Here is a 25,703-nt window from a genome sequence, read left to right as displayed (position 1 = left end):
ATTACCCTGAGAACACTAATCGGCCTTAATTGTTTTGCACAACAGGGGATGCTGGAATTCTCTGGAGTACTCGTTGACTTGCTGGGCTTTAGTTTCAGCAACATCTTTGCTGAACAATCCACATACAGCCTTGCCTTGCGTATGAACCATCAGCATGATTTGTGTTGCCTGTTCACTACTCATGCTGAAAAACTTCTCCAGGACCTCAACCACAAAATCCATCGGTGTAAAATCATCATTCAAGAGCAGAACCTGATACATAGCGGGCGGTTTGACTCTGGCTTTAGCTGGTGCCAGAGCGATATCATGATCGCCTTCCTGCTCTATCCCTTCATTCTCTAAGCTTAGACGAAGCCACTCAAAGTTACTCATGTATTGATGAACTGCTATCTGCTGCATTGCACTCGCTTCCAGGTGAATTTACAGCTGAATTAACCAGGCTCTGGACTGCCTGTAACCAGGTGTCGATGACGAAAAACGTCAAAAGCACTACACCCTGAATACCATTCTAAACACGCTGAGAGCAAAGAAAAACAATTTACATCACTCGTCACTTCAAAAGCTATTGATTTCATGGATACCATCGACTGACAACCGAAATAAAATAGCAAAAGAATCAGAAAAATAATCATTTGATCTGACAAGCAAGAAAATGACCACAGAACAAGCCTGCAGCCATTCTTGATGGGTAAAAATGCCCGGAAATTAAATCATGCCATCAATTGCCGCATTAAAGGTAGTGCTTGGACGCATAGCTTCAGTGGCTTTAGCTGGAGTGGGCTCATAATAGCCACCCAGATCAACAGCCCCCCCCTGACAATCTGCCAGTTCCGAGACAATCTGACCTTCTTTCTCGACCAGCTCCTTTGCCAGACCGGAAAACTTGCTGCTGAGTTCCTGGTCTACTTGCTGAGCCGCCAGAGCTTCTGCCCAGAACTGAGCCAGATAGAAATGACTACCACGGTTGTCCAGCTCTTTCACCCTTCGGGAAGGAGACTTGTTAGCATCCAGATATTGGCCAATAGCAGCGTTCAATGTGTCAGCCAGAATCTGGGCCCTGGCATTCCCAGTCTTAACGGCAATATCTTCAAGCGATACAGCGATAGCCAGAAATTCACCCAGAGAATCCCAACGTAAATGATTCTCTTTAACAAACTGTTGAACGTGCTTGGGAGCTGAACCACCAGCACCAGTTTCGAACAGACCTCCGCCAGCCAGCAGAGGGACAATAGAGAGCATTTTAGCACTGGTACCCAGCTCCAGAATCGGGAACAGGTCAGTCAGGTAATCACGCAGAACGTTTCCGGTCACGGAAATGGCATCTTTACCTGCCCGAATCGTTTCCATACTCAGACGGCAAGCGTCCACCGGAGAAAGAATACGGATATCCAGACCCTCGGTATTGTGGAACTTCAGGTATTCGTTGACCTTGGCAATCAGGTTGGCATCGTGGGCACGATTTTCGTCCAGCCAGAAAAGAGTCAGAGCCCCTGTTGCCCGGGCACGGTTAACGGCCAGCTTGACCCAATCGCGAATTGGCGCGTCCTTGGTCTGACACATTCTCCAGATGTCACCCTCTTCAACATTGTGCTCAAACACAGTACTGCCAGACTCTTCTACAACACGGATAATGCCGTTTGCAGGAGCCTTGAAGGTTTTGTCATGAGAACCATACTCTTCAGCTTTCTGAGCCATCAGGCCTACGTTGGAAACATTACCCATAGTAGTGACATCGAATGCACCGTTCTCCTTACAAAAATCGATGACTTCCTGATAAACAGCTGCATAGCAACGATCAGGAATCATGGCTTTGGTGTCATGCAGCTTTCCGTCAGGCCCCCACATTTGGCCCGAGGAACGCAAAGCGGCAGGCATAGATGCATCGATAATGACATCGTTCGGTACATGCAGGTTGGTAATACCCTTATCGGAGTCCACCATCGCCAGCTCAGGACGAGTCTTGTATACGGCCTGAATATCCGCCTTTACTTCATCCTTCTGCTCAGCAGGCAGTTTGGCAATCTTAGCATAAACGTCACCCAGACCATTGTCCGGATCGACGCCCAGATCTGAAAATAGAGAAGCGTGTTTCTCAAACACGTCTTCAAAGAAGACTGTGACAGCATGACCAAACATGATCGGGTCAGAAACCTTCATCATTGTTGCTTTCAGGTGCAGGGAGAGCAGAACATTCTGCTCTTTAGCTTCCTGAGCAGAAGCTTCGTAGAATGCCCTCAAAGCTTTCACATTCATGACAGCGCTATCAATAACTTCACCGGCCAACAAGCTCGTACTCGGTTTTAGCACCGAAACAGATCCATCGCTGCCAACAAACTCGATTCTTACATCCGTAGCCTCGGGCATGACTGCTGACTGCTCACTGGAGTAGAAGTCACCGCTGTACATATGAGCAACGTGAGATTTGGAATCTGCAGTCCAGACACCCATAGAGTGAGGATGCTTCTTCGCAAACTCTTTTACGGGAGCCGCAACACGGCGATCAGAGTTACCCTCTCGAAGAACCGGGTTTACCGCACTACCAAGCACTTTGGCATAACGAGCCTTGATGACTTCTTCTTCAGGATTCCCGGGTTCTACAGGAAAATCAGGAATGTCATAACCGTGTTCTTGTAGCTCTTTGATCGCATCTGTCAGTTGCGGGATAGAAGCACTGATGTTAGGCAACTTGATGATGTTTGCCTGAGGCGTCTTAGCCAGCATACCCAACTCAGACAGAGCATCACTTTGCTTTTGTGCTGCACTCAACTTCTCAGGGAAATTAGCTATGATTCGACCAGCCAGTGAAATATCCTTGGTTTCAACGGCTACGTCTGCGGCTCGGGTAAAAGCCTTGAGAATAGGGAGCAGTGAATAGGTGGCTAAGGCGGGAGCTTCGTCAGTAATAGTGTAAATAATTCTGGTTGTATCTGTTGTCATGTTATCTCCAAAAAACAACTGGCTGTGGTGCCTCTGCGGAGGGGTTTAAGTGGAGTTTGACGACCACTATTTATCACTTTATTTGCACAGCCCCGTAACGCTTTTGACGTTATCGCCTATAAGATATACCAATGTGCGTAAGGAATAAATGTAGTTTTGCTACACAATCTTCTGTTTGCATATCGAAATACTCTATAGAACTGAATTAGCCAGACAGGTACAATGCCCTGCTTCCCGATTCAGCCATACAGTAACTATGATAGACTCTTGTGCCACTTTTTCTGACGAAAACCCTCAAGACACCCGTGTAATCGTGGGTATGTCCGGAGGTGTTGATTCCTCGGTATCTGCACTTCTGCTCAAACAGCAGGGTTACCAGGTAGAAGGTTTGTTCATGAAAAACTGGGAGGAAGATGATGGCACTGAATACTGCACTGCCATGACCGATCTGGAAGATGCTCAGGCCGTTTGCGACAAAATTGGTATTAAACTCCATAAAGCCAATTTTGCTGCTGAATACTGGGATAATGTCTTTGAGCATTTCTTGCAGGAATACAAGGCCGGACGCACCCCCAACCCCGACATTCTCTGCAATAAGGAAATCAAGTTCAAGGCTTTTCTGGATTATGCCCTGACACTGGAAGCTGACTGTATCGCCATGGGCCACTACGCCCGCAGAGACAACATTAATGACCGGGCTTGCCTCAAAAAGGGTCTTGACCCCAATAAAGACCAGAGCTACTTCCTGCATCAGGTCGGAACCGAACAACTGGCCAGAACTTTGTTCCCAGTGGGTGAAATAGCAAAGCCCGAAGTTCGGCGCATAGCAGAAGAACACGATTTGATCACCCACAACAAGAAAGACAGCACAGGTATCTGCTTTATTGGTGAGCGCCGTTTTCGTGATTTCCTGAAGCAGTATCTTCCGGCCCAGCCTGGCGACATTGCGACCGATCAGGGCACAGTTATTGGCGAGCATTCAGGCTTGATGTACCATACCATCGGCCAAAGGCAGGGTCTTGGTATTGGTGGACTGAAAGGCGCTTCAGAATCGCCCTGGTATGTTGTTGAGAAAGATCTTGAGAACAATCAACTGATCGTTGCTCAGGGCAATAGTCACCCCTTGCTGTTCTCTGAAGCCCTGACCGCTTCTGAAATATTCTGGATCTCCGGCTCAGCGCCGGAAATGCCAGCCAGCCTGACCGCCAAGATCCGCTATCGACAACAGGATCAGGCCTGCCGCCTTGAGCGAACACCAGACGGGAGATATCTTGTGGTCTTTGACGAACCTCAGAGGGCGGTCACTCCGGGGCAGTCTGTTGTTTTCTACCAGAATGATATTTGTCTGGGCGGTGGAGTTATTGAAACCAGACATCACTCTCTGAGTGAGGCTCAGATTCAATAAGACATCAATCAGTTCGCTCAACTCTCCACAACCGGGAGCAGACAACCTTCCGAAAAGAGAAAGCATAAGTAAGGTAGAGAAACTCAGGTGCAATACACAGCAAAGGAACAGGCAGCTGCCCTCTCAGCGATTTTTCAGGCTGCTGGCCTTGTAGAACGTCTGGCCAAGAGCGGGCAAATCAGTGAAGGGCCACTCGAACCACTGATTGGCAGCCTGTTTGTCATCTCTCCTGATCGCGTTGAGGATGTCTTCAATGGTTACGACAGCCTGCTCACTGGCAGAAAAATACTGAAAGATGTCCTGCAACGTCAGGCCGACGCGATCCAGGCCGACACCGTTCGTTATGCCCTGACCCTGATACATCTGGAACGCAAACTTTCCCGAAATCGTGACATGCTGAATGAGATCTCCCAGCGCCTGCAACGCTGCAGGGAACAGGCCGACCACTTTGGCATCCTCCATGAAAATGTTATTGCCAGCCTTGCCGGTATTTACCTCGACACCATCAGCACCTTTAAGACAAGAGTGCAAGTTTCAGGCGACCTCCAACATCTTCAGAATCAGGGCAATGCTGACAAGATACGCGCCATTTTGTTTGCCGGGATACGGGCTGCCATTCTCTGGCGCCAGACAGGTGGCAGCCGCTGGCAGTTATTACTTAGCCGAAAAAAGTTATTGAACGGCTTGAATCAGCTTTAAACCAAATCATCCACCCTGCATCCAAAGCCTTTTTCCGGTATGATGCGCCCTTTCTATGAGCATAAGGCATGTTAAACATGGAGCTGTCTGCACTGACTGCTGTTTCCCCCGTCGACGGTCGCTATGGGGACAAGACCCAAAGCCTGAGAAGCATTTTCAGTGAGTATGGTCTGATCCGCTTTCGAGTGACCGTTGAAGTTAAATGGTTACAGGCACTGGCCAGCCACCCCGAAATCATCGAAGTTCCTGAACTATCCAAGGGTGCTAACGTCCTCTTAGACCGGCTGGTCGACAACTTTTCCCTTGAGGATGCCCAGCGCGTCAAGGAAATTGAGCGCACCACGAACCATGATGTCAAGGCCGTTGAGTACTTGATCAAGGAAAAAATACAGGATAACGGTGAGCTGGCTACTATCAGTGAGTTTGTTCACTTTGCCTGTACTTCCGAGGACATTAACAACCTGTCTCACGGGCTGATGTTGAAGACTGGCATTGAACAGGCGGTACTTCCGCCCATGCATCAGATCATCAAGGAAATCGAAAGTCTTGCTCATCAGCACAGCGATCAGTCAATGCTGTCCCGTACTCACGGACAAACAGCCTCCCCTACCACGCTGGGCAAAGAGATGGCAAACGTTGCTTACCGTCTGCGCCGTCAGGTTCAGCAAATCAACCGAATTACTCCACTAGGCAAAATCAACGGTGCCGTTGGTAACTACAATGCTCACCTGTCCGCTTACCCTGAAATTGACTGGCAGCAACATGCTGAAAAGTTTGTCACCAGTCTGGGTCTGGAATGGAACCCCTACACCACCCAGATTGAACCTCACGACTACATCGCTGAACTATTTGATGCCATTTGCCGTTTCAACACTGTCTTGATCGATTTTGATCGTGATATTTGGGGCTATATCTCCCAGGGATACTTTAAACAGAAAACTGTGGCCGGCGAAGTAGGCTCTTCCACCATGCCTCACAAAGTTAATCCGATTGACTTTGAAAACTCCGAAGGCAACCTCGGTATTGCTAATGCCGTTATGCAGCATCTGGCTATGAAATTGCCTGTTTCCCGATGGCAGCGCGACCTGACAGACTCAACCGTTCTGCGCAACCTGGGAGCGGGTCTGGGTTACAGCCTGATTGCTTATGCATCGACTCTGAAAGGTATCAGCAAGCTACAGATCAATGCCGAACGCCTGAATGAAGACCTGGATAATGCCTGGGAAGTTCTGGCGGAGCCCATCCAGACAGTTATGCGCCGATACGGTATTGAGCAGCCTTACGAAAAGCTCAAGGCTCTGACTCGTGGTCAGGAAGGCATCACCCAGGCGACTCTGGAGGCCTTTATTGACAACCTGAACATGCCTGCCGGGGTAAAAGCTGAACTTAAGAAGCTGACACCCGCGAATTATGTGGGCAACGCCGCTTCTCAAGCTAGAGCGATCTAACCTGACGATAGCGAAGCGAGCAAATCGCTTCAAGACAACAAAGCCCTCAATTGAGGGCTTTATTCATTACCATTCAGTTATTTCATTTTGCAGTGGCTTTAAATTCACGCCTTCTTGCATGCAGTACCGGTTCGGTATATCCATTAGGCTGCTGACAACCTTTCAGGACCAGCTCGCACGCTGCTTTAAAAGCAACACTGGCATCATAATCGGGAGCCATAGGTCGGTATTCAGGATCCCCGGCATTCTGCTCATCAACCACCTTTGCCATACGCTTCATGGCATCCATCACCTGCTCCTCAGAACAGACACCATGCCTCATCCAGTTGGCCATATGCTGACTGGAGATACGCAGCGTTGCGCGATCCTCCATCAAGCCAACATTGTGGATGTCAGGAACTTTTGAACAACCCACACCTTGATCCACCCATCGAACAACATAACCGAGAATACCTTGAGCATTGTTGTCCAGCTCTTGCTGAATCACATCTTCAGTCAGAGAAGCCCTGTCGTGCAGCAAAGGAATAGTCAGAAGATCATCCAGACTCGCTCTTTGACGCTCAGCTATAGATTCCTGAACTTCAAGAACATTTACGGAATGATAATGAGTAGAGTGCAGTGTCGCGGCATTAGGTGAAGGCACCCAGGCGGTATTCGCTCCTGACTGGGGATGCCCGATTTTAGTCGCCAGCATCTTGGCCATCTCATCCGGCATAGCCCACATACCTTTACCAATCTGAGCACGACCGGCCAAACCACAGTCAAGTCCTACCTCAACATTCTGGTCCTCGTAAGCATTGATCCAGGCGGACTGTTTCATTTCGCCTTTTGGAATCATCGGACCAGCTTCCATGCTGGTGTGTATTTCATCTCCAGTACGATCAAGGAAACCTGTATTAATGAAGACAACGCGATCTCTGGCCGCCCGGATACAGGCTTTGAGATTGACAGAAGTACGACGCTCTTCGTCCATTATGCCAACCTTCAGGGTATTTTTCTCAAGACCCAGAACATCTTCAATCTTGCCAAACAGCTTATTAGTAAAGTCTACCTCTTCTGGCCCGTGCATTTTTGGCTTAACAATATAAACACTGCCGGTACGGGAGTTTCTCATGCCGTCCTGTTTTTTCAGGTCATGCATGGCAATCAGCGAAGTAAACATTCCATCCATAATGCCTTCTGGAATTTCATTTCCCTGACGATCCAGAATGGCATCAGTAGTCATCAGATGCCCGACATTTCGAACAAACATCAGACTCCGGCCATGCAGAGAAAACGCTTCACCTGCGGGGGATGTATAGTTACGATCAGCAACCAGCTGACGGGTTAAGGTTTTATCACCTTTAATGAATGTGTCCTGCAGGTCTGCCTTCATTAATCCGAGCCAGTTTCGATAAACCAACGCTTTATCTTCAGCGTCGACGGCAGCCACAGAATCTTCACAGTCCATAATAGTTGTCAGAGCTGCCTCTACCACCAGATCCTTCACTCCGGCCGCATCAGCCTTTCCTATAGGAGATTGACGGTCAATTTGAATCTCAATATGAAGGCCATTATTTTTGATCAGAACACTGTCAGGCGCTTTTTCACTGCCTGTATACCCAACAAACTTTTCAGGTTGGGCCAGCGCCGTGACGCTGCCGTCTTCCAAAGAGAGAGCCAATTCTCCTTCCTTGATAGCATAACCAGCCACCCTGGAATGACTTCCTTTAGCCAGAGGCGCCGCCTGATTAAGCAATGCCTTACCAAAAGCGATGACTTTCTGTCCACGCACAGGGTTATAGCCCTTACCACGCTCAGCACCATCACTTTCAGGAATAGCGTCAGTACCATACAAAGCATCATAAAGACTTCCCCAACGAGCGTTCGCTGCGTTAAGGGCAAAACGGGCATTCATCACTGGTACAACCAGCTGAGGTCCCGCCTGGGAGGAAATTTCTGTATCAACATTTTCCGTCGTAATCTTAAAGCCTTCGCCCTCAGATTGCAGGTAACCGATTTCCAACAGAAACTGTTTATAGGCAGAAGGATCATGAGGCTGCTGTTTATGCTCTTTATGCCACTGATCAATTTGATTTTGCAGAGCCTCCCGCCTCTGCAACAGAGACCTGTTCTCAAGGACGCACTCATCCAGAACACCCTCAAAACCTGACCAGAAGACCTCTGGAGTCACTCCAGTGCCCTCAATAGCTTCAACCAAGAGATTGTGGATAGGGGCTGCTATCTGCAAACCTCCGATCTGAATACGATCAGCCATATGCCTTCCTTCTACACGCTTTTATCTTCAATTCGCGTAAGACCACCACCGAACCAGGTGGAGATGTAAGCGGGGCTTGCGAAGAGCAAGCCTGTGAACTATTTTTTCTGCTTCTGTCAGACCTGCCGTGGGGCTCACGGGATGTTAAGTCTGCAGAGTTGGTTTGAGACCCTGGAAGCAAACTTGATTAGCCCAATAAAAGCTCCCTCTGGGAGAGTTTTACGCAGTAACCAAGATTACACCCTGAGCAGCGAACCATGTAACAGAAACCTGTCAGGTGACCAACAGGGAACCCTCACCGAAATAAGGTGGGGGACAATGCCAATGTTGAGATGGACCGCCTGATTTTCACCAAAAAATCCGACAGCTCAAGTCTGGCACTATTCTGTTTGAACCGACAGGTGATGACCAATTCAACTCAGTTATATATGATATTTTTTCAATAAATAGCAATTATTAACAAAGCTTATGCACAGAAAAGCCGCACAACGGCGGCTTTTCTGGATTCTGAAACTCAATCGTCCGGATGTGATTCCTGCTTTTGCTCAGCGATGATCAGGTAGTAACTTTCTGATATATTTTCAATACATTCATCAGCCACAGGGTAAAGCGTGTGCTCTGTGCTCAGTTGTGTTAACCAGTTCATTTTATCTTACCTTCCGGTGGGTCTCGTTTGGGTATTATCAGGACTTCGACAGGCAAAGCACTTAGCTACCCGCCATCGCTCAAAGGCAATCAGAGATTAACACTAGTTAACACAACTTTCTAGATAGATAGACCACTTATTTCACATAAATTATCATTTGTTATCAAACAGGGTCGTCACCCGGCTTGGTTTGTTGTGTAGTAGCTTTGATGACCTGCCGTAGCCAGTTATGCCCGGCGTCGTGATGCAACAACGGACTCCATGCCATACGAAGCTGGATTGGGGGGATCTCAAACGGCGGCGGCAAAACCACCAGCTCATCTTCATGGCGGTGCAATTCAGCCAACTTACTGGGCAGAGTCGCAATAAGGTCATTTTGGGATGAGAGCAGCATGGCTACCTGGTAATGTCTCGTCAGGACCCTGATGTCACGTTTGTGACCAATAGCCGACAACGCCTCATCAACCCATCCGAGTTGCTGAACATCTTTTGGGTCAATACCCACCCCGACACCCATACCTGTCTTACTTGCCCATATATGCTGCGCGGAAAGATAACTATCAAGGGTGAAATTACCAATAACCGGATTGTCGCGACTCAGGACACAGGAAAAAGAGTCCTCCCAGATCAATGACTGGTGAAAAGATTGCGGCATATGACTGAAACGGTTAATGGCCATATCAACACGACCATGCTCCACATCATGAAAGGTCACATCGCTGGGCGTGAGAATATCGAGAGTAATCCCCGGAGCCTCAGCTCTGAGCTTTTTCAGCACCATGGGAATGACAGTGGATTCTGAATAATCACTGGCCATAACACGAAACACCCTGGAACTCTCTCCAGGATTAAAGGCATCCCTGGGCAGAAGAGCCTGCTCCAAAAGTTTCAAAGCGTCTGCAATCTGGGGTTTCAGGGCAAGAGCCCTCTCTGTTGGAGACATGCCTTCACTGGTTCTTACCAGCAGAGGGTCATTAAACAAACTCCTGAGTCTTTTCAACCCGTTACTCATCGCTGGCTGGGTTATGCCCAGTTGCTCAGCCGCTTTAGTGACACTTCTTTCACGCAGAAGCACATCCAGATACACTAGCAGGTTCAGATCAACACGAGCCAAGTTCATATTTTTTGTTTACATCCTGAAGCGGTTCGCCAGATGGCCAAGAATAGTTATCCCCCTGCTGCAAAGTCAAACAATCCTCTGATCCTGAAAAACGCCCCATTTATTGCTATAAGCAGCAGCAAGCTCTTTGAATGACACTTCAGGACACCTGAATCCAGAGAATACTGCTTTAAAGCTTCCGGAAGTCTTGTGACATTAACTTTCCGGTTATAAAGAAGAGTTTTTCAGTAAAAGAGCCAACTATGTAGTGGCAAGGGAAGGATATTGTGACATTTTTGATGAGAATATTCACTATAACCATAATAAATTATCAAGTTTGTTATCTTTTGTTATAGATTGAAATTGCCTTGACAAACAACCGTTTGATTTTCAGGAGAGGCGATACAATGTCAACTTATAATCGCGCTGAAGAGATTGCCCGTATCGAACAGGACTGGTCAGAAAATCCTCGTTGGGCCAATGTAAAACGCACCTACAAAGCTGAGGATGTCGTCCGTCTGCGCGGTTCCATTAAGGTAGAAAATACCTTTGCACAAATGGGAGCAGAGAAACTCTGGACTCTACTCTATGAAAACAAGTCACGCAAGGGTTACGTAAACAGTCTGGGGTCTCTGACAGGGGGTCAGGCACTGCAGCAAGTTAAAGCGGGACTGGAAGCCGTTTACCTGTCTGGCTGGCAGGTGGCTGCCGACAATAATTCGGCCAGCTCCATGTACCCCGATCAATCTCTCTATCCGGTAGATTCGGTACCGGCGTTAATCGAAAGAATGAACAACAGCTTCATGAGAGCAGATCAGATCCAATGGAAAAATGGTATCGAACCAGGCGATACAGGATACAGAGATATGTTCGCTCCCATCATTGCCGATGGTGAAGATGGCTTTGGTGGAGTCCGTAACACTTACGAGCTGATGAAAAGCATGATCGAAGCTGGCGCTGCGGGTGTTCACTTTGAAGACCAGCTGGCTTCTGTCAAAAAGTGCGGACACATGGGAGGAAAAGTTCTTGTTCCTACCCAGGAAGCTGTTGACAAACTGATTTCTGCTCGACTGGCCGCAGATGTCGCTGGAGTTCCGACTTTGCTTATGGCAAGAACCGATGCCAGCACAGCTGATCTGATCACCTCTGATATCGATGACTATGATCAGCCTTTCCTGACCGGCGAGAGAACCAAAGAAGGCTTCTATCGCACCCGCAAGGGTATTGAACAGGCGATTGCCCGGGGACTGGCTTACGCACCTTTTGCCGACCTGCTCTGGTATGAATCAGAGACACCGGATCTGGACGAAGCAAGAACCTTTGCCCAGGCTATTCGTTCCGAATACCCGAATCAACTACTGGCTTATAACTGCTCTTCATCCTTTAACTGGAAAAAGAACATGGACGATAAAACCATTGCCCGCTTCCAGGATGAACTAAGTGAGATGGGTTACAAATTCCAGTTCATCACACTGGCAGGTATCCACAGTATGTGGCACAACATGTTTGATCTGGCTTATCACTACGGTAAGGGAGAGGGCATGAAACATTACGCAGAAATGGTTCAGCAACCCGAGCAGGCTGCATTTGAACGAGGCTACACCTTTTCATGCCCTCAGAAAGAAGTTGGGACAGGATACTTTGACCACATCACACACGTGATCCAGAAGAACCGATAGTGCCTTAATTGATTGTGGGAAATTTTGGAGCTTTCTGACAAATTTTAGTACCTGTAACAGCTCTTCATCTTCAACAGATGAAGAGCTGTTTCTTATTGCACGCCATTTTCCATACCGATAGGAACTCCCGCCCCCTTCATTGTGTCTATTCTGTACTGAGTTGTACAAAATGGAACCTCTATGCCTATCCCTGACTTAAAAACCCTGAAGGAAATCTATCAAAGCCTGCAGAGCTACACTCGAAAGACACCTATGATTCCCAGTGAAGAACTGGGAGCCAGGGTCCAAGGCAAAGTATTTGTGAAAGCTGAGTCTCTGCAAAAAACCGGCGCGTTTAAATTCAGGGGAGCCCTCTACAGACTACTAAAACTCACTAAACACGAGAAATCACGAGGCGTTATTGCTTATTCTTCCGGCAACTTTGCCAGAGGACTGGCTGCAGCAGGCGAGATATTGGGCATTGATGTTCACCTTGTTATGCCCGCTGATGCCCCGAAGAACAAGATAGAAAGTGCCCGCGCCCATGGTGCAGACGTTAAACTCTGTTACCAATCCGAACCATCCAGAGAGGAGGCAGCCGCCGCAGAGGCCGTTAGACTTTCCCGGCAGCATGACTACTCTCTGCTTCACCCTTTTGATGATGCTACTCTGATTCAGGGTCAGTCAGCTGTCGCCATGGAAGCTTCCGAACAACTTGAACAGATGGGAGAGACCTGCCATTTCCTGTTATGCCCGACCGGTGGCGGTAGCCTGGCCGCCGGTTCGAGCATGGTTTTTAATACTGTGAACTACCCTGATACCCAAGTGCTGGCTATTGAACCCTCCGGGTACGAAGGAATGACTTTGTCGATTGAAGAGGGGCAGCGCGCCAGAGCAGATGGCAAACTATTCAGCTCCTGTGATGCCCTTCAAGCTTTAAGCCCGGGGGAAAAGAATCTCTCAATCATACAGAATTCAAAGGTCGCCGGCCTGGCCGTTGATGAAGAGTTTGTTCACGAAGGCATACGATTTGCGGCTTCCAAACTGAAGCTAATCCTCGAGCCCAGTGGCGCTATTGGACTCGGGGCACTATTGCAGCACTCAGAAAAGTTCAGGGGAAAAACAACTGTAATCATCGCTTCAGGCGGAAACATTGATATTGAAAAATACGCCATGATCATTCATCGATGACCCAATCATCCTTTCGTGTGGTCTAACAGCAGGCTTTTTTCAACCCTCCTTCAAGATTGCGTCATATCAACTGCTCTCGGGAGAAAAGAATTCCATTATTATCGGCGTAAACATAGCCCTCAGGTACAAAATCAACACCGTGAAAAGAGACGACCAGATTGCTTTCACCCACGCCTTTTTTATCTGTCTTCATGGGATGACAGCCCAGCGCCTGAACACCCAGCGGTAAATCGGCAATAATATCGACATCCCTGATGCAGCCATAAATAATAATGCCTGCCCAACCGTTTTCAACGGCACGCTCTGCCAGCATATCGCCCAACATGGCCTTGCGCATGGAACCACCGCCATCAACCACTAACACTCTGCCTTCTCCCGGCTGCCCTACCCACTCACGAACCAGAGAATTATCTTCAAAACACTTCAAGGTCACGACCTGTCCATGAAAAGCATTAACGCCACCAAAGTTTCTGAAACCCGGTTCAACAACGGAGATCTTTTCAGGAAAATCATCACAAAGATCCGGGGTAGTAAACTGAGTCATTCTTTTTTCCTTCTTTTATGAACAAGGTTTGCCGACAAAAAGTGTACAGGAATCAATGAAGTGAAGAAGACAAAGGAAGTGAATAGTGAATATAAAGAGAAATGATGAAGCCCGCATTACGGGCTTCATTTAGGGTTCATCGCTATTGAGACTCATTGTCAGCAAGGTACAGCCAGGTTTCCAGCACAGAATCCGGATTAAGAGATACAGTCTCTATACCCTCTTCCATCAACCATTTGGCGAAGTCAGGATGGTCACTCGGACCCTGTCCACAGATACCCACATACTTACCCTGCCTTCTACAAGCCTGAATAGCCATCGACAATAACTGCTTGATAGCAGGATTACGCTCATCAAAGAGATGGGCTATCAGGCCAGAATCCCTGTCCAGACCCAATGTCAGCTGAGTCATATCATTAGAGCCAATGGAGAAACCATCAAAGTATTGCAGGAAGTCATCGGCCATCAACGCATTAGAAGGCAACTCGCACATCATGATGACTCGAAGACCGTTTTCACCTCGCTTCAGGCCAAACTTCTCCATGATGGAAACGACCTGACCCGCTTCTTCCGGGGTTCTGACAAAAGGTACCATCAGCTCAACATTGGTCAGCCCCATTTCATCACGCACCCGCTTCATAGCCCGGCATTCGAGTTCGAAACAATCCTGAAAATCTTCAGAAATATAGCGTGATGCCCCCCGGAAACCCAACATTGGGTTCTCTTCATTGGGCTCATAGAGGTGACCACCCACCAGATTGAAGTACTCATTAGACTTGAAGTCAGACAGACGAACAATGACCTTTTCCGGTGCAAAGGCGGCCGCAATGGTGGAGACTCCCTCAACCAGTTTTTCAACATAAAAGTCTACCGGACTGCTGTAGCCTGATATGCGCTCACCTACCTGTCGCTTCACATCCACAGGCAGCTTGTCAAAATTCAGCAGGGCTTTCGGATGCACACCAATCATTTTGTTGATGATGAATTCAAGTCTTGCCAGACCTACACCTTTGTTGGGTGTACGAGAGAAACTGAAAGCACGATCCGGATTACCTACGTTCATCATCAGCTTGAAAGGCAACTCCGGCATGACATCCAGATCACGAACCTTGTGCTCGAAGTTTAAAAGGCCCTCGTATATAAAACCGGTATCCCCTTCTGCACAAGAAACGGTTACAGGAGTACCTTCCCTGAGCCTGAAGGTCGCATCGCCACAACCCACAACCGCAGGAATACCCAACTCACGAGCAATAATGGCTGCATGACAGGTTCTGCCACCCCGGTTAGTCACGATGGCAGAAGCCCGCTTCATAACTGGTTCCCAATCAGGATCAGTCATATCAGTGACCAGAACATCGCCTTCCTGAACCTTGTCCATCTCATCAATATCTTCGATCAGGCGAACTCTACCCTGACCGATTTTCTGGCCAATACTGCGACCTTCAGCCAGCAATTCGCCCTTCTCTTTAAGGATGAAGCTTTCCAGCTTTCTGCCACTGCTCTGGCTTTGTACAGTTTCAGGACGAGCCTGAACAATGTAGAGCTGCTGATCATCACCATCTTTAGCCCATTCAACATCCATTGGACAACCGTAATGCGCTTCAATAGCCATGGCCTGACGGCACAACTCAGTGACATCCTCATCGTTGATTGAAAACTGCCCTCTGGCATCCAGATCCACATCTACCGTTTCTACCGAACGACCTGCCGAACCGCTGTGGCCATAGATCATCTTGATCGCCTTGCTGCCCAGAGTACGTCTCAGAATACCGGGACGTCCAGCTTTGACAGCAGGCTTATAGACGTAAAATTCATCCGGATTAACAGCACCCTGAACAACTGTCTCACCCAAACCGTAAGAAGCCGTAATAAACACGGCCTGATCAAAACCGGACTCTGTATCCAGAGAGAACAGAACCCCGGAAGAACCGGTCTCGCTGCGCACCATTCTCTGAATACCGGCAGACAGTGCTACATTCCTGTGATCAAAGCCCTGATGAACACGGTAAGCAATAGCACGATCGTTAAAGAGCGAGGCAAACACTTCGCGAACAGCAATCAGCACGTTTTTTGCACCGCGAATATTCAGAAAAGTCTCTTGTTGACCTGCAAAAGAGGCATCGGGAAGGTCTTCCGCAGTCGCTGACGAGCGGACCGCTACTGGCAGGTCATCACTCCCGGAAAGAGACTGGTAAGCTTTAATAATGGACTCTTCCAGTTCCGGCCTGAAAGGTTCCTCCATAATCCAGCGACGGATTTTAGCGCCAGCAGTGGTCAGCGCCCGTATATCATTGATGTCCAGGTCATCCAACAGGCTATGAATTCTTTGATAAAGTCCGTTGCCATCGAGAAAGTCCCGATAAGCCTCGGCCGTTGTTGCAAAACCACCCGGGACTTTTACCCCGGCCTTGCTTAAGCCACTGATCATCTCGCCTAAAGAGGCGTTCTTGCCGCCGACTTTTTCGACGTCTCCCATGCCCAGAGTCTCCAGGCCTACTACAAAATTATTCAAAGCAGCATTCCCCGCTCTTTTCTATCTGCTTATGGCTGTTTCGGTTAGCCAGGCGTGCTTGTATGCTTATGGCCAACTCTTGGCTTTTTTGTACAAAAGACAAACGTCTGTTATACCAGATTCAGTCCAGCCTATCGCTTCCGTGTTACGGTAGGTACACTATGTTAGATTTTGTTATAAAATGAAATACCTTGAAGGAAAAAAAGTGAAAAGAACGGCAATTTTCGTCTCAGATGGCACAGGAATCACTGCAGAGTCGTTCGGACAGAGTCTCCTCGCGCAGTTTGAAGGCTATGAGTTTCAACATGTTACCTTCCCTTATATAGATTCCACTGTAAAAACCATTCAGCTGATTGAAAAGATTCACAGCATTCACAAAGTAGAACAGATAAGACCTGTCGTCTTCATGACAGTTCTGAATGAAGACGTCAGTCGCATACTCCACACCAGTGGTGCTTATATAATAGACCTCTTCGAAACTTTTCTGCCGGGTCTTGAGCATGAGTTCGGCCAACACCCCCTCTATAGAACGGGCAAAAAACGTTCCACAACTCACAGCCACATTTACCACCGACGTATAGAAGCTGTTCAGTTCGCTCTTGATAATGATGACGGTGCAAAAACAAGAAATTATGACAAGGCAGATATTATTCTGCTGGGGGCCTCCAGAAGTGGTAAAACCCCGTCCTGCATTTACCTGGGCCTGCAGTTTGGCATATTCGCAGCGAACTATCCGATCACAGAAGAAGACCTGGATGAACCGCTCAGGCTCCCCAAACCCTTGCAGCCACATAGGGACAAATTGTTTGGCCTGACGATTCATCCCGGTCGTCTGGCTGGTATTCGCCACGAAAGACGGCCAAACTCACGCTATTCATCCAGCCAGCAATGTCAGTTTGAAATCCATACGATTGAGCAGATTTATCGCAAGGAACGTATTCCCTACATCAACAGTACTGATTACTCTGTTGAAGAAATTTCTACTCGTATTATGGATCTTGCTCACCTCAAACGACGGCTGAAGTAACATTCGATGGAGTTTTGATTGTCAAATTAAAAAGAATCCCCGGGGACTCTTACCCAGCCTTCCATCAGAACCCGGGCACTGCGGCTCATAATAGCTTTTTTCGCTGTCCAGTCTCCCTTTTCCAGGGCAGCTTCCGCGCCAACTCGCAAGACGCCAGAAGGGTGCCCGAAACGAACCGTATTGCGTTCACCACCACCTGCAGCCAGGTTTACCAATGTTCCGGGAATAGCGGCTGCAGTGGCGACGGCTACTGCGGCAGTTCCCATCATGGCGTGGTGAAGCTTGCCCATGGATAAGGCTCTCACCAATAGATCAATATCATCCATTTTGATCTCTTTACCACTGGATGTGGTATATGGGGCAGGCCTGGCGACAAAAGCAACCTTGGGAGTGTGCTGACGTTTTGCAGCTCCATCTACATGGTCAATGAGCCCCATCCGGACAGCACCATGAGCACGAATGGTTTCAAAACGTGCCACTGCCTCTTCATCACCATTGATGGCTTCCTGCAACTCGACTCCGGAGTAACCCAGCTCTTGCGCATTCAGGAAAATGGTTGGAATACCCGCATTAATCAACGTAGCTTTCAGCGTCCCACTCTCTATAACATGAGAGGGAACTTCCAGATCATCAATCAGGTTACCCGTTGGGAACATAACGCCATCGCCGTCGGCTGGATCAAGAAACTCCAACTGAATTTCTGCCGCCGGAAAGGTCACACCATCCAGCTCAAAGTCCCCAGTCTCCTGAACCTCCCCATTGATGACAGGCACATGGGCAACAATGGTCTTTTTGATGTTGGACTGCCAGATGCGCACCATGGAAACACCATTCTCCGGAACACGGCGGGGATCAACCAGACCTCTACTGATGGCAAAAGCACCGACAGCACCAGTCAGGTTGCCACAGTTGCCACTCCAGTCTATGAAAGGCTTATCAATGGAAACTTGGCCGAACAGGTAATCCACATCGTGATCTGGCTGACGGCTTTTAGAAAGAATGACAATTTTACTGGTACTCGAAGTAGCCCCGCCCATTCCATCAGTGTGCTTTTCATAAGGATCGGGACTGCCAATCACCCGCAGCAACAGGTTATCCCGGACTTCGCCGGGAATCTGCGCCCGCTCAGGGAGGTCCTCCAGAGTGAAGAAGACTCCTTTACTGGTGCCACCCCGAATATAACTGGCTGGTATCCTGATCTGAGGCACATGCGACATTCTTATTTGCCCTCCAGAAAGTCTTTGGCAAATCGCTGTAGTACACCACCAGCAGCGTATACAGAAACTTCTTCTTGTGTATCAAGGCGACAGGTCACAGTTACTTCCAAGGTTTCACCATTGGCACGATGAATCAGCAGCGTCAGATTCGCTCGTGGAGCAGGCTCACCCAGAACATCATAAGTTTCAGTACCGTCCAGACCCAGAGTTTTACGGGTAGTGCCATCCTTGAATTCAAGTGGCAGAACCCCCATACCCACCAGGTTGGTCCTGTGGATACGTTCAAAACCTTCAGCCACAATAGCTTCAACGCCGGCAAGACGAACCCCTTTCGCAGCCCAGTCACGGGACGACCCCTGGCCATAGTCGGCACCCGCAACAATAACCAGTGGTTGCTTGCGATTCATGTAGGTTTCAATCGCTTCCCACATACGGGTTTCTTTACCTTCAGGCTCAATACGGGCAAGGGAACCCTGTTTCACCGCGCCTCTGTCATCCAGACACATTTCGTTGAGCAGTTTCGGATTAGCAAAGGTCGCTCGCTGCGCGGTCAAATGGTCACCACGGTGTGTGGCATAGGAGTTGTAATCTTCTTCAGGCAATCCCATTTTCGCCAGATATTCACCAGCCGCAGAACTCGCCAGAATGGCATTCGATGGTGACAGGTGATCGGTAGTAATGTTGTCACCCAAAAGTGCCAGAGGACGCATACCCTTCAGTGTTCGCTCACCAGTCAGCGCTCCTTCCCAGTAAGGAGGGCGACGGATATAAGTACTCATTGGACGCCAGTCGTAAAGCGGACTACTGGCTTCTTCTACCCTATCCAGATCAAACATAGGGATGTAAACTTCGTTAAACTGCTCTGGTTTCACATTTTCAGCAACGATCGCATCAATATCTTCATCACTTGGCCAGATGTCTTTCAGAGTGACGACATTGCCGTATTTATCTGTCCCGAGTGCATCTTTTTCTATATCAAAACGAACAGTACCGGCAATGGCATATGCCACTACCAGAGGCGGAGAAGCCAGAAAGGCCTGCTTTGCATAGGGGTGGATACGGCCGTCAAAGTTTCGGTTACCAGATAATACCGCTGTAGAGTAGAGGTCGCGATCAATCAATTCTTTCTGGATGTCCGGGTCCAGGGCACCACTCATACCGTTACAGGTCGTACAGGCATAAGCGACAATTCCAAAACCCAGTTTCTCAAGCTCAGGCAATAAACCAGAGGCTTCAAGATAGAGTCTGGCAACTTTGGAGCCTGGCGCAAAAGAGGATTTAACCCAGTGCTTGCGCACCAGACCCAGTTCATTCGCCTTTTTGGCAACAAGGCCCGCAGCCACAACATTGCGAGGGTTGCTGGTATTAGTACAGCTGGTGATCGCAGCAATGATCACTGCACCATCGGGCAGAAGACCGGCTTTTTCTTCGGCCTGAGCTTTGTCCAGATTTACAGCAATGCCACGCTTGGCCAGCTCAGAGGTGGGCAGACGACGATGAGGGTTTGATGGCCCCGCCATATTACGAACAACAGTGGACAGGTCAAACCTGAGTACACGCTCATATTCAGCAGTTTTCAAATCATCAGCCCAGAGCCCGGTTGTCCTGGCATAATTTTCAACCAGCGTCACCTGCTCCGGCTCACGCCCTGTAAGCTTTAGATAGTCGATGGTTTGCTCATCAATGTAAAACATGCTCGCAGAAGCACCAAACTCCGGTGTCATATTGGAAATAGTGGCACGGTCACCAATAGTCAGATCCGCAGCACCTTCACCAAAGAACTCGAGGTAAGAAGAAACAACACGCTCATTACGCAGGAACTCTGTTATGGCCAGAACAATATCGGTTGCGGTAATACCGGGCTGGCGCTTGCCTGATAGCTCAACACCAATAATCTCTGGAAGACGCATCATGGAAGGACGCCCGAGCATAACCGTTTCAGCTTCCAGCCCACCAACACCCATTGCAATAACACCCAAAGCATCAACATGAGGCGTATGGCTGTCTGTACCCACACAGGTGTCCGGATAAGCGACACCATCACGGGCCTGAATCACCGGAGACATTTTCTCCAGATTAATCTGGTGCATGATGCCGTTACCCGCCGGGATAACATCAACATTTTTAAAAGCCGTTTTGGTCCACTCAATAAAATGAAAGCGATCCTCATTACGACGATCTTCAATGGCACGGTTCTTTTCAAAAGCTTGCGGATCATAGCCTCCGAACTCTACAGCAAGAGAGTGGTCAACAATCAACTGCGTGGGAACAACCGGATTAACCTCGGCAGGATCACCTCCCTGTTCGGCAATCGCATCACGCAGGCCAGCCAGATCAACCAGAGCCGTCTGGCCGAGAATGTCATGACACACGACACGGGCTGGATACCAGGGAAAATCAAGCTCACGCTTACGTTCTATGATTTGCTTCAGGGCGTCCGTCAGGGTTTCGGGGTCACAGCGACGAACGAGCTGCTCAGCCAGAACCCGGGAAGTATATGGCAAAGTTGCGTAGGCACCAGACTGGATCGCTTCGACGGCTGCACGAGTATCAAAATAATCCAGCTGAGTTCCCCGTAATGGTTTGCGATAGGCAATGTTCATAACTTCAGGCCTTCTGTTTTATAAACGGTCTTCGATCGCAACCCACTCGGCAGTTTCCGGACCTGTGTAGTCAGCAGAAGGACGGATAATACGATTATTGGCACGTTGCTCCATAACGTGTGCCGTCCAGCCAGAAACACGTGAACAAACAAAGATTGGTGTAAACAGCTTGGTTGGAATACCCATAAAGTGATAAGCAGAAGCGTGAAAGAAGTCAGCGTTACAGAACAATTTCTTCTCGCGCCACATGACCGCTTCAACACGCTCGGAAACAGTATACAAGTACTCATCGCCAACCTGCTGAGACAATTTTCTGGACCACTCTTTAATAATGGCGTTACGAGGGTCAGACTCACGGTAAATTGCATGGCCAAAGCCCATAATCTTATCCTTACGAGCCAGCATGGTCATGATGCTTCGTTCTGCCTCATCGGCAGAGCGCCAGTTCTCTATCATAGCCATGGCAGCTTCGTTCGCACCGCCATGCAGAGGTCCACGCAAAGAACCAATCGCAGCCGTTACACAGCTGTGAACGTCAGAAAGTGTGGAAGCACAGACACGGCCGGTGAAGGTGGAAGCATTAAATTCATGCTCGGCGTACAGGATCAGGGAAGCGTGCATTACCTTTACGTGCAGAGGTTCTGGCTTGCTGTCATGCAAAGTCCACAGGAACTGTTCAGCAATGGAATCAGCTTCGGTATCTACATTAATACGAATGCCTTTATGACTGTAGTTGTACCAATAATTGATCATGCCTGGGAAGATGGCCAGCATACGATCGATGTGATCCAGTTGTTCGGAGAAACTATGCTCAGTCTCCAGATTACCCAACACTGAACAACCGGTTCGCATAACGTCCATTGGGTGCGCACCCGCAGGAACCTGCTCTAATACCACCTTCAGGGCATCAGGCAGTGAACGCATCCCTTTCAGACGGGTTTTATAGGCTTCCAGCTCGGACTGATTGGGCAGCTTGCCGTAAAGCAGCAGATAAGCCACTTCTTCAAACTGAGCCTTGTCAGCCAGTTCCTTGATATCATAACCGCGATAAGTCAGACCTGAACCAGTTTTACCAACGGTGCAGAGTGCAGTTTCACCAGCAGACTGACCACGCAGGCCAGCACCACCGGGCTTCTTAATGGAAAGCGTCTTTTCTGCCACGATCGTTCTCCGTTCTTCTTATTGAATAGGTGTCATCACTAAGGATTCAGAAATTCTTCGGTCTTAACCAGTCGCTCACGTTCCTGAAACGTCATCATGCCATTGGCAATGGCACCGCTGTTGCCGTCACGCTTAATGACTTCAAGCACTTCACGCATAGCAGTCACTGCAGCTCTCTGCAGATCGGAAGGAATGATGATCAGTTGATAGCCCATTGCTTTAAGATCTTCTGTAGGTACCAGCGGTGTCTTGCCACTGTAGAACATATTGATCAGTTTCGGGCCAGGTGCCTGTCTCGCGATCTCTTCTATCTGCTTAATAGTCTGGGGAGCTTCGACGAACAACATATCTGCTCCCGCATCAACATAGGCCTTGACCCGTTCGATTGCATCGTCAAAGCCGGTTACCGCAATAGCATCCGTTCGCGCTATGACAGTGACATTACCGGCGTATTTGGCAGCAATGGAAACTTTCCTGCACATTTCTTCACTGGACACCAGAGACTTGCCATCCAGATGCCCGCAACGCTTTGGAAATTCCTGATCTTCCAGGTGAAAGCCACACACTCCGGCGCTTCTGAAAAGTTCTACGGTGCGTCTGACATTTACTTCGTTACCGAAACCGGTATCCGCATCGGCAATCACGGGAAGTGAAGTGGCTTCACAGATTTGACGGACACGTTCGACCACTTCAGTCAAGGTCAGCAGACCAATATCGGGAACACCTGTGCTTCGAGCTATAGCACCACCACTTCCATACAGTGCAGAAAAGCCCGCTTCTTCACCCAGACGAGCAGAGATACCATCGTATACACCAGGCGCGGTAACAATGCCCTCTTTAGCGATCAGTCGACCAAGGGCGTTGTTTTTATCACTCATTTCACGTCCTCTATTTATCCAGAAAAAATATTTTGCCCCTGGGGCAAAGGTTATTTCATTCGTTCATGCTGGTGATTGGAGTCAATGAATTGTTCAATTTCTTTTCTGGCCCGGACAATATGACGGCGCATCAACATTTCGGCCAACTCACCATCACGGTCTTTCAGAGCCCTGAAGATCATCTGATGCTCAGTCAACGCTTCTTCAGGACGAGCAGGACGACCTGAAGTTTTTCGGTACATTTGAATCAGATGATAGAGCTCATCACAGAGCGAACGTATCAGCCTCTGATTGCAGGAACCATGGATCACACGGTAATGAAAATCCAGATCACCCTCCTGATCAATGTATGACTGGCCACTGTGCTCATTAATATGGCTGGCATGTGTTTCAAGCAGGAATTCGAGATCCAGCAGTTGTTGATCGGACATATGGATTGCTGCCAATCGAGCCGCCATGCCCTCAAGCGCTTCCCGAACGGCAAAAATTTCTGACAACTCATTCTGGCTAAGAGTGACTACCCTGGCACCCACATGAGGAGCACGAACAACGAGACCGGCAGCTTCAAGTTTCAAGAGCGCTTCTCGAAGAGGACCACGCCCGACACCGTACTTTCTTGAAAGCTCTGGCTCTGAGATTCTGCTGCCCTGACTTAAACGACCCGAAGTAATATCTCCGATCAGCAGGCCCATCACCTCTTGCGACTGAGTCCCAACACGAACCGGGTCCTTGTTTGCGAACTTTTCTGGCATAAGAATTGTTTACAATATTCTTTTTTTAAGCCATTTATACATTAGTAATGCTTCAAAATACAGATTATTGTTAACAATCTGAAAATTGGCAAAAATTTTTGCAATATATATTGCTTTCAACTGAATTAAGACTAATTTCTTAGAACCTGACCGGCCTTTGAAAACAGTAATCCTGAACAATAAAACACCAGAAAAGTCCGTAGCGCCAACAATACTCTGAAGGTAAAATGCGCCTCTGATCTGACCCGGGATTTTTATGCCTTTTATGAAAGAGCTATTCATCGTTGAACTGGACTACCTGAGTGACTCCAGCCCTTATTTCGAGCCTTTTATCAAGCAACCCTGGGCATGTTATCTGGACAGCTGCTCTTCCTCTTCCTTGAAAGAGCAGCACAATCGCTATGACATCATCACTGCTGATCCCTGGGCCGTCGTCACTGTAGACAACCACTACCGCATAAAGACCATCAATCGTCTATCCGGTGAAAGTCGGGTTGAGAGCGATCGGTCCCCTTTCAAGATTCTGGATAATTTACTCGCAACCATGTCGGAAGTAGAACACTCTGAATTACCCTTCACGGGTGGCGCCATGGGATTTTGGGGCTACGAGCTTTGCGGTTTGAGTGAGCCGGAAAGGATTCAGTTTCGACAGCTGGAAACGCCTTTAATGAGCGTAGGTCTTTATCATTGGGCCATTATTTCCGACCACCATCAACAAAAAACCGTCTTTTTCAGTCACCCTGATATGCCAGAGAGTAACCGGGAAAGTATTCTTGCTCTCATCCATAACAAAGCAGGCCTCGAGGATTCATCGCCATTTCAGTTGCAGGAAAAATTTTCTACTACCATCAGCGAATCAGAGTATGAATCCGCCTTCAATAAAGTTCAGGACTACATACTTGCAGGTGATACCTATGAAGTAAATCTGACACAGGAATTTACCAGTCGATTCAATGGCGATTGCTGGCAGGCATACAAACATCTCAGGAAAGTGAGTCCAGCGCCCTATTCTGCTTACCTGTCTCATCTCGATGTCACTGTTCTGAGCCACTCGCCAGAACGTTTTATAAAAGTGACTGATTCCAAAGTAGAAACTCACCCCATAAAAGGTACAAGACCCAGAGGTGAAACACCTGAAGAAGATCTTACCCATGCTGAAGAATTATTGGCTAGCGAAAAAGATCGCTCTGAGAATCTGATGATTGTTGACCTGTTGAGAAACGATCTCGGTAAAGTCTGCAAGCCCGGAAGCATAAACGTTCCCAGACTGTTTGAGCTGGAAAGTTATGCTAATGTTCATCACCTGGTCAGCACCGTGACCGGTGAACTGAGTCAGGAACACAGCATTCTCGAACTGATGGAAGGTGCCTTCCCGGGTGGTTCAGTCACCGGCGCCCCAAAAATCAGGTCCATGGAAATCATTCGTGAACTTGAAGCTGTCGCCAGAAACGTATACTGCGGCGCTATTGGCTATATCAGCTGTAACAACAAGATGGACACCAGCATTACCATCAGGACTCTGGTTGCTCATAATCAAAAGCTTCGCTGCTGGGGTGGAGGTGCCATTGTTGCAGATTCAGACTGTCACCAAGAATATCAGGAATCCATAACCAAGGTAAAAAACCTGATGACAGCTCTCGAAACTTTCTTTGAATAAATAACCACGAGC

At 48.4% G+C, this 25,703-nt stretch carries 19 protein-coding genes; 7 read left to right on the top strand and 12 right to left on the bottom strand.

All coding sequences use genetic code 11. The annotated features are described in order from the left end of the window. Positions 1–15: 15 nt before the first annotated feature. Entirely contained in the window at positions 16–399 is a 384-nt protein-coding gene (gene clpS, locus ACO6VG_RS18630; RefSeq protein WP_422133689.1) for an ATP-dependent Clp protease adapter ClpS, read from the bottom strand. Between the two features lie 306 nt (positions 400–705). Beyond that, positions 706–2,937 carry an NADP-dependent isocitrate dehydrogenase gene (locus ACO6VG_RS18625; protein ID WP_422475091.1) on the bottom strand — a complete coding sequence of 744 codons (2,232 nt, stop codon included), beginning with the start codon at positions 2,935–2,937 and terminating at the stop codon, positions 706–708. 256 nt (positions 2,938–3,193) lie between these two features. Between ACO6VG_RS18625 and mnmA the strand changes: the two genes are divergently transcribed. The 3 genes from mnmA to purB all read left to right on the top strand — a co-directional run bounded on the left by mnmA (position 3,194) and on the right by purB (position 6,489). Continuing rightward, positions 3,194–4,342, top strand: coding sequence for a tRNA 2-thiouridine(34) synthase MnmA (gene mnmA / locus ACO6VG_RS18620; RefSeq protein ID WP_422475089.1), 1,149 nt, complete (start codon positions 3,194–3,196; stop codon positions 4,340–4,342). Positions 4,343–4,429: 87 nt separating this feature from the next. Next, positions 4,430–5,041 (top strand): high frequency lysogenization protein HflD, encoded by a 612-nt coding sequence (gene hflD, locus ACO6VG_RS18615; protein WP_422133686.1) that lies wholly within the window; start codon positions 4,430–4,432, stop codon positions 5,039–5,041. A gap of 77 nt (positions 5,042–5,118) precedes the next feature. After that, positions 5,119–6,489 carry an adenylosuccinate lyase gene (purB, locus tag ACO6VG_RS18610; protein ID WP_422137106.1) on the top strand — a complete coding sequence of 457 codons (1,371 nt, stop codon included), beginning with the start codon at positions 5,119–5,121 and terminating at the stop codon, positions 6,487–6,489. An 82-nt stretch (positions 6,490–6,571) separates the two neighbouring features. Here purB and ACO6VG_RS18605 read toward each other — a convergent pair whose 3' ends face one another. The 3 genes from ACO6VG_RS18605 to ACO6VG_RS18595 all read right to left on the bottom strand — a co-directional run bounded on the left by ACO6VG_RS18605 (position 6,572) and on the right by ACO6VG_RS18595 (position 10,512). Continuing rightward, on the bottom strand, positions 6,572–8,746 hold the full coding sequence (locus ACO6VG_RS18605; protein WP_422133685.1) for a malate synthase G: 2,175 nt from the start codon (positions 8,744–8,746) through the stop codon (positions 6,572–6,574). Between the two features lie 514 nt (positions 8,747–9,260). Next, positions 9,261–9,392: a hypothetical protein gene (locus tag ACO6VG_RS18600; protein WP_422137921.1), complete on the bottom strand. Its 132-nt coding sequence runs from the start codon at positions 9,390–9,392 to the stop codon at positions 9,261–9,263. A 163-nt stretch (positions 9,393–9,555) separates the two neighbouring features. Beyond that, positions 9,556–10,512, bottom strand: coding sequence for a LysR family transcriptional regulator (locus ACO6VG_RS18595; RefSeq protein WP_422133683.1), 957 nt, complete (start codon positions 10,510–10,512; stop codon positions 9,556–9,558). A 386-nt stretch (positions 10,513–10,898) separates the two neighbouring features. Between ACO6VG_RS18595 and aceA the strand changes: the two genes are divergently transcribed. Both aceA and ACO6VG_RS18585 read left to right on the top strand, forming a co-directional pair. After that, on the top strand, positions 10,899–12,170 hold the full coding sequence (aceA, locus tag ACO6VG_RS18590; protein WP_422133682.1) for an isocitrate lyase: 1,272 nt from the start codon (positions 10,899–10,901) through the stop codon (positions 12,168–12,170). Positions 12,171–12,350: 180 nt separating this feature from the next. After that, on the top strand, positions 12,351–13,340 hold the full coding sequence (locus ACO6VG_RS18585) for a threonine ammonia-lyase (protein ID WP_422475087.1): 990 nt from the start codon (positions 12,351–12,353) through the stop codon (positions 13,338–13,340). Between the two features lie 61 nt (positions 13,341–13,401). On the opposite strand, the gene rraA is transcribed toward ACO6VG_RS18585, so the two are convergent. Together rraA and ppsA are read right to left on the bottom strand one after the other, a co-directional pair. Then, positions 13,402–13,884, bottom strand: a complete 483-nt coding sequence (gene rraA / locus ACO6VG_RS18580) for a ribonuclease E activity regulator RraA (RefSeq protein WP_422133680.1) — start codon at positions 13,882–13,884, stop codon at positions 13,402–13,404. A 142-nt stretch (positions 13,885–14,026) separates the two neighbouring features. Then, positions 14,027–16,396: a phosphoenolpyruvate synthase gene (gene ppsA / locus ACO6VG_RS18575; protein ID WP_422137920.1), complete on the bottom strand. Its 2,370-nt coding sequence runs from the start codon at positions 16,394–16,396 to the stop codon at positions 14,027–14,029. Positions 16,397–16,601: 205 nt separating this feature from the next. Here ppsA and ppsR point away from each other — a divergent pair, with 205 nt between their 5' ends. Continuing rightward, on the top strand, positions 16,602–17,423 hold the full coding sequence (gene ppsR, locus ACO6VG_RS18570; RefSeq protein WP_422133678.1) for a posphoenolpyruvate synthetase regulatory kinase/phosphorylase PpsR: 822 nt from the start codon (positions 16,602–16,604) through the stop codon (positions 17,421–17,423). Positions 17,424–17,449: 26 nt separating this feature from the next. Here ppsR and prpF read toward each other — a convergent pair whose 3' ends face one another. From prpF to ACO6VG_RS18545, 5 genes are read right to left on the bottom strand one after another with little or no spacing between them, the layout of a single operon-like run. Continuing rightward, the gene (prpF, locus tag ACO6VG_RS18565) at positions 17,450–18,640 is read right to left on the bottom strand and encodes a 2-methylaconitate cis-trans isomerase PrpF (protein WP_422475085.1); all 1,191 of its coding nucleotides are present in this window, start codon (positions 18,638–18,640) and stop codon (positions 17,450–17,452) included. 2 nt (positions 18,641–18,642) lie between these two features. After that, positions 18,643–21,243, bottom strand: a complete 2,601-nt coding sequence (acnD, locus tag ACO6VG_RS18560; RefSeq protein ID WP_422137918.1) for a Fe/S-dependent 2-methylisocitrate dehydratase AcnD — start codon at positions 21,241–21,243, stop codon at positions 18,643–18,645. An 18-nt stretch (positions 21,244–21,261) separates the two neighbouring features. Then, complete coding sequence (prpC, locus tag ACO6VG_RS18555; protein ID WP_422137917.1) at positions 21,262–22,404, bottom strand: bifunctional 2-methylcitrate synthase/citrate synthase; 1,143 nt, start codon at positions 22,402–22,404, stop codon at positions 21,262–21,264. 38 nt (positions 22,405–22,442) lie between these two features. Next, the gene (locus ACO6VG_RS18550; protein ID WP_422133674.1) at positions 22,443–23,282 is read right to left on the bottom strand and encodes an isocitrate lyase/PEP mutase family protein; all 840 of its coding nucleotides are present in this window, start codon (positions 23,280–23,282) and stop codon (positions 22,443–22,445) included. A 50-nt stretch (positions 23,283–23,332) separates the two neighbouring features. After that, complete coding sequence (locus ACO6VG_RS18545; protein WP_422452278.1) at positions 23,333–24,034, bottom strand: GntR family transcriptional regulator; 702 nt, start codon at positions 24,032–24,034, stop codon at positions 23,333–23,335. A gap of 256 nt (positions 24,035–24,290) precedes the next feature. On the opposite strand from ACO6VG_RS18545, the gene pabB reads away from it, so the two are divergent. Next, positions 24,291–25,691: an aminodeoxychorismate synthase component I gene (gene pabB, locus ACO6VG_RS18540; protein ID WP_422475083.1), complete on the top strand. Its 1,401-nt coding sequence runs from the start codon at positions 24,291–24,293 to the stop codon at positions 25,689–25,691. Positions 25,692–25,703 lie beyond the last annotated feature (12 nt).

The sequence above is a fragment of the Endozoicomonas sp. ALB032 genome, assembly GCF_049310125.1.
In the GTDB taxonomy this organism is placed as follows: Bacteria; Pseudomonadota; Gammaproteobacteria; order Pseudomonadales; family Endozoicomonadaceae; genus Endozoicomonas_A.
The sequence above is the reverse complement of the archived record's forward strand: the minus strand, read 5'-3'. Positions and strand labels throughout refer to the sequence as shown.

Coding starts and splice junctions, on each gene's coding strand:
- clpS (WP_422133689.1), bottom strand. CDS start 399: ATGCAGCAGATAGCAGTTCATCAATACATGAGTAACTTTGAGTGGCTT.
- ACO6VG_RS18625 (WP_422475091.1), bottom strand. CDS start 2,937: ATGACAACAGATACAACCAGAATTATTTACACTATTACTGACGAAGCT.
- mnmA (WP_422475089.1), top strand. CDS start 3,194: ATGATAGACTCTTGTGCCACTTTTTCTGACGAAAACCCTCAAGACACC.
- purB (WP_422137106.1), top strand. CDS start 5,119: ATGGAGCTGTCTGCACTGACTGCTGTTTCCCCCGTCGACGGTCGCTAT.
- ACO6VG_RS18605 (WP_422133685.1), bottom strand. CDS start 8,746: ATGGCTGATCGTATTCAGATCGGAGGTTTGCAGATAGCAGCCCCTATC.
- ACO6VG_RS18600 (WP_422137921.1), bottom strand. CDS start 9,392: ATGAACTGGTTAACACAACTGAGCACAGAGCACACGCTTTACCCTGTG.
- ACO6VG_RS18595 (WP_422133683.1), bottom strand. CDS start 10,512: ATGAACTTGGCTCGTGTTGATCTGAACCTGCTAGTGTATCTGGATGTG.
- aceA (WP_422133682.1), top strand. CDS start 10,899: ATGTCAACTTATAATCGCGCTGAAGAGATTGCCCGTATCGAACAGGAC.
- ACO6VG_RS18585 (WP_422475087.1), top strand. CDS start 12,351: ATGCCTATCCCTGACTTAAAAACCCTGAAGGAAATCTATCAAAGCCTG.
- rraA (WP_422133680.1), bottom strand. CDS start 13,884: ATGACTCAGTTTACTACCCCGGATCTTTGTGATGATTTTCCTGAAAAG.
- prpF (WP_422475085.1), bottom strand. CDS start 18,640: ATGTCGCATGTGCCTCAGATCAGGATACCAGCCAGTTATATTCGGGGT.
- acnD (WP_422137918.1), bottom strand. CDS start 21,243: ATGAACATTGCCTATCGCAAACCATTACGGGGAACTCAGCTGGATTAT.
- ACO6VG_RS18550 (WP_422133674.1), bottom strand. CDS start 23,282: ATGAGTGATAAAAACAACGCCCTTGGTCGACTGATCGCTAAAGAGGGC.
- ACO6VG_RS18545 (WP_422452278.1), bottom strand. CDS start 24,034: ATGCCAGAAAAGTTCGCAAACAAGGACCCGGTTCGTGTTGGGACTCAG.
- pabB (WP_422475083.1), top strand. CDS start 24,291: ATGCCTTTTATGAAAGAGCTATTCATCGTTGAACTGGACTACCTGAGT.